The sequence below is a fragment of the Rhizobium sp. UBA1881 genome (genome assembly GCF_002338015.1).
Taxonomy (GTDB): domain Bacteria; phylum Pseudomonadota; class Alphaproteobacteria; order Rhizobiales; family Rhizobiaceae; genus Rhizobium.
In genome coordinates this window covers 1-4,500 of record NZ_DDHH01000102.1, presented here as the reverse complement: position 1 = coordinate 4,500, position 4,500 = coordinate 1, and the positions used below count along the sequence as shown (strand labels likewise).

The following is a 4,500-nucleotide window of genomic DNA, read 5'->3' as shown; positions in this document are numbered from 1 at the left end:
CAGACGGCTTCCTACGAGCCGGCTCCGGAAATTCCGCTGCAGCAGCCGGTCTACAAGTAAGACCAGTGTCCTGAATACGAAAAAGCCGCCCGGTACGCCGAGCGGCTTTTTTGTTTTGGGGCGTGGTCGAGCGTCAGAATTCCTTCTGCAGCAAGGTGCGGTCAACCGAGAAGGCGCCGCCGCCGAAGGCTGCGAACAGACCCGTGCCACCCATCCAGAACAGCGAAGCGAGTTCCGCCTTGGTCTGCACGGTCTCCAGGAAGGCCTCTCCGCCGTCCTTGAGCCGGGCGAGAGCGGCGGGGGTGAAGTATTCGGTCGTGCCGCTTTTCAGTGCCTCGATACCGGCCGGCGTCAGAAACTCCGAGCCGTAGGGGAAGGCAAAATGATACCATAGCGTGATGGCGAGCATGATCGTGTTGGCGAGCGCCAAGGGCCGCGTGAAGAGGCCGATCGCGATCAGGAAGCCGCCGAAAAACTGCAGGCCGGCCAGAAGCGGCGACCAAAGCCACCCGGGATGGAACCCGATGTTTTCGACGAAGCCGACCTGGGCGAGGGGGTGGCTGATCTTTACCCATCCCTCGACGACAAGCATGCCGCCGACGGCGATTCTCATGGCCGCCCATGCGAAGGGTTCCGCGAAGCGGTCGTAGAAGCCCGACATGAAAGGAATAATCAAATTGGCTCTGGTGCTGTAAAAGGCTGTAGGGGCATTCATGGCAATCACTTTCTTAGGTGCATGTGGTTGCTTACGAACCCGTTGTTCCGCAGTTCGCTCCCGCCGGTCTTGATCTGCGTCAAGCCGAGCAAGGGCTGTTGATCACGTTTTCGTGATCTTGCGCGGTGGCCAAACGCACTCATCCAGCCACGACGATTTTCCGCTTGACTGCGACAGGGACCAGGAATAAATCCGGCGGCGGGACACCTCTCCCCAACGAGAGGCTAATTACCTGGAAGGGTATACATATGGCCACTGCCACCGCGAAGCCGGACGTCCGTCCGAACAACACCCATTTTTCTTCTGGCCCTTGCTCGAAGCGCCCCGGTTGGTCGCTCGAAGCCCTTTCCGACGCGCCGCTCGGCCGCTCGCATCGCGCGAAGATCGGAAAGACGAAGCTCAAGCAGGCCATTGATCTCACACGCGAAGTTCTCGAAGTGCCTGCGGATTACCGCATCGGCATCGTGCCCGCTTCCGATACCGGCGCCGTCGAAATGGCGCTCTGGTCGCTGCTCGGCGAGCGCGGCGTCGACATGGTCGCCTGGGAAAGCTTTGGCGCCGGTTGGGTCACCGACGTCGTCAAGCAGCTGAAGCTGAAGGACGTTCGCACGATCGAAGCCGGTTACGGCGAGCTGCCCGATCTCTCGACCATCGATTTCGACCGCGACGTCGTCTTCACCTGGAACGGTACCACCTCGGGCGTTCGCGTTCCGAACGGCGATTTCATTCCCGCCGACCGCAAGGGCCTGACAATCTGCGACGCGACGTCGGCCGCCTTCGCGCAGAACCTCGATTTCGCCAAGCTCGATGTCGTCACCTTCTCCTGGCAGAAGGTTCTCGGCGGTGAGGGCGCTCATGGCGTCATCATTCTGTCGCCGCGCGCCGTCGAGCGTCTCACCACCTACGCACCGGCCTGGCCGCTGCCGAAGATTTTCCGCATGACCTCGGGCGGCAAGCTGATCGAGGGCATCTTCACCGGTGAAACCATCAATACGCCGTCGATGCTTTGCGTCGAGGACTATATCGATGCGCTGCTGTGGTCGAAGGACGTCGGCGGCCTGAAGGGCCTGATGGCGCGCGCCGATGCAAACGCCAAGGTCATCGCCGACTTCGTCGCCGCCAATGACTGGATTGCCAACCTGGCGGTCAAGGCCGAGACGGCTTCCAACACGTCTGTCTGCCTGAAGATCACCGATAAGGACGTTTTGGCGCTCGACGCCGACGGCCAGGCGAACTTCGCCAAGGGCATCGTCAGCCTGCTCGACAAGGAAGGTGTCGCCTACGACATCGGCCATTACCGCGACGCGCCGTCTGGCCTGCGCATCTGGGCCGGCGCCACGATCGAAACTGCAGACATGCAGAAGCTGATGCCGTGGCTCTCCTGGGCGTTTTCGACCCAGAAGGCAACGCTTTCCCAGGCTGCTGCCTGAGTTGATCGCATCCGGCTCCGCTGAAAAAGCGGAGCCTCGCAATCCCGATTACATTCCATCGTTGAACCTTTTGAAGGAAGCCCCCAATGGCACCTCGCGTTCTCGTATCCGACGAACTGTCGGAAACCGCCGTCCAGATCTTCCGTGATCGCGGCGTCGAAGTCGATTTCCAGCCGCAGCTCGGCAAGGACAAGGACAAGCTCGCCGAAATCATCGGCAATTACGACGGTCTCGCCATCCGCTCCGCCACCAAGGCGACGGAAAAGCTGATCGCGGCTGCGACGAACCTCAAGGTCATCGGCCGCGCCGGCATCGGCGTCGACAACGTCGATATCCCGGCCGCCTCGCGCCGCGGTATCATCGTCATGAACACGCCGTTCGGCAACTCGATCACGACCGCTGAACACGCGATCGCGCTGATGTTCGCCGTTGCCCGCCAGCTGCCGCAGGCCGATGCCTCGACGCAGGCCGGCAAGTGGGAAAAGTCGAAGTTCATGGGTGTCGAAATCACCGGCAAGACGCTCGGCGTCATCGGCGCCGGCAATATCGGCGGCATCGTCTGCAAGAAGGCCATTGGGCTGGGCATGCACGTCCTCGCCTACGACCCCTTCCTCTCGGCCGAGCGCGCTCAGGAGATGGGCGTCACCAAGGTGGAACTCGACGAGCTGCTCGCCAAGGCCGACTTCATCACCCTGCACGTGCCGATGACCGACAAGACCCGCGGCATTCTCGGCAAGGAAAACCTCGCCAAGACCAAGCCCGGCGTTCGCATCATCAACTGCGCCCGTGGTGGCCTGGTCGACGAAGCGGCGCTTGCCGAAGCCATCAAGTCCGGCCATGTCGCCGGCGCCGGCTTCGACGTCTTCGAAGTCGAGCCCGCCAAGGAAAGCCCGCTGTTTGGCCTGCCCAACGTCGTCTGCACGCCGCACCTGGGCGCATCGACCACGGAAGCGCAGGAAAACGTTGCTCTGCAGGTTGCCGAGCAGATGTCGGACTACCTCGTCAAGGGTGCGGTTTCCAACGCCATCAACATGCCATCGATCACCGCTGAAGAAGCGCCGATCCTGAAGCCGTTCATCAAGCTTGCCGACGTTCTCGGCGCCTTCGTCGGCCAGGTCTCGGACGATCCGATCAAGGAGATCGAGATCCTGTTCGACGGCGCGACCGCGACGATGAACACCAAGGCGCTGACGTCTGCGCTGCTCGCCGGCCTGATCCGCAACCAGGTCGCCGACGTCAACATGGTTTCTGCTCCGATCATGATCAAGGAAAAGGGCATCGTTCTTTCCGAGGTCAAGCGCGACAAGACCGGCGTTTACGACGGCTACATCAAGCTGACGGTCAAGACCGAAAAGCAGACCCGCTCGGTTGCCGGCACGGTCTTCTCCGACGGCAAGCCGCGCTTCATCCAGATCAAGGGCATCAACCTCGACGGCGACGTCGGCGCGAACATGGTCTACATCTCCAACACCGACGTTCCCGGCATGATCGGCTTCATCGGCACGACGCTGGGTGCGGCCGGCGTCAACATCGCCAACTTCCAGCTCGGCCGTGGCGAGCAGGGCGGTGACGCGATCGCGCTGCTCTACGTCGATGGTCCCGTCAGCGACGACGTGCTTGGAAAATTGACCGCCAACCCAGCAATCCGACAGGCCAAGCCGCTCGTATTTGCTGTTGATTGAGGCTTTCCTCCCAGGGAAGATGTGAAGAGACCCGGCGCAGGCGACTGTGCCGGGTTTTCTGTTTTGCGGCTTTCGCGGCGGCGTTGATCACAGGCGGGCGGGCGCTATCTACCCGATTGCGTGCCGCTTCGGCCGATCATTAGGGAGATTTTCATGACACGATTTGCCGTCGCCATTGCGTTCACCTCGCTGCTGGCGCTGTCGTCCTGCGCCAACACCGCCAACGGCCTCGCCAAGGACGGCCGCCAGATGGGCAATGCCGTCGATGACAGCACGCATCGGGTGCTGAAGGCCGGCCAGAACTAAGCACCCCGACCTCGCATGAAAAAGCCCGCCTGAACTGGCGGGCTTTTCCTTATCTACGATCGAACCGGCTCTACTACGGGTTCGCGGGAGCCGGTGTTGCGGGGGCAGGCGTCGCCGGTGCTGGTGTTGCCGGGGCCGGGGTCGCAGGGGCTGCGGCCGGTGGTGTAGCAGCCGGCGGGGTGGCCTGCGAGGCGGGCGGTGTCGCCGGTGCTGCGGGTTCGGTCACGGGTGCCGTTGCGCTCGGCGCGGTCGCCGTGGGAGCGGATGCACCCCTTGGCCAATAGGTTGCCGCCAGGGCGACGATGACGACCAGAAGTGCGATTGCAACCCACATGGTTTTCGACGAACTCTTCGCCGGTGGTGGGGT

At 62.4% G+C, this 4,500-nt stretch carries 5 protein-coding genes; 3 read left to right on the top strand and 2 right to left on the bottom strand.

Annotated elements, in window-relative coordinates:
* Positions 1–133: 133 nt before the first annotated feature.
* Positions 134–676 carry a DoxX family protein gene (locus B3605_RS12510; RefSeq protein ID WP_296434119.1) on the bottom strand — a complete coding sequence of 181 codons (543 nt, stop codon included), beginning with the start codon at positions 674–676 and terminating at the stop codon, positions 134–136.
* Between the two features lie 287 nt (positions 677–963).
* On the opposite strand from B3605_RS12510, the gene B3605_RS12505 reads away from it, so the two are divergent.
* The 3 genes from B3605_RS12505 (at position 964) to B3605_RS12495 (ending at position 4,133) form a co-directional block, all read left to right on the top strand.
* Positions 964–2,145 (top strand): phosphoserine transaminase, encoded by a 1,182-nt coding sequence (locus B3605_RS12505; protein WP_112944939.1) that lies wholly within the window; start codon positions 964–966, stop codon positions 2,143–2,145.
* 86 nt (positions 2,146–2,231) lie between these two features.
* Entirely contained in the window at positions 2,232–3,827 is a 1,596-nt protein-coding gene (gene serA, locus B3605_RS12500) for a phosphoglycerate dehydrogenase (RefSeq protein WP_112944940.1), read from the top strand.
* Between the two features lie 153 nt (positions 3,828–3,980).
* Entirely contained in the window at positions 3,981–4,133 is a 153-nt protein-coding gene (locus B3605_RS12495) for an entericidin (RefSeq protein WP_112944941.1), read from the top strand.
* Positions 4,134–4,206: 73 nt separating this feature from the next.
* On the opposite strand, the gene B3605_RS12490 is transcribed toward B3605_RS12495, so the two are convergent.
* A partial coding sequence (locus B3605_RS12490) for a hypothetical protein (protein WP_296434116.1) occupies positions 4,207–4,500 on the bottom strand: 294 nt, incomplete at its 5' end.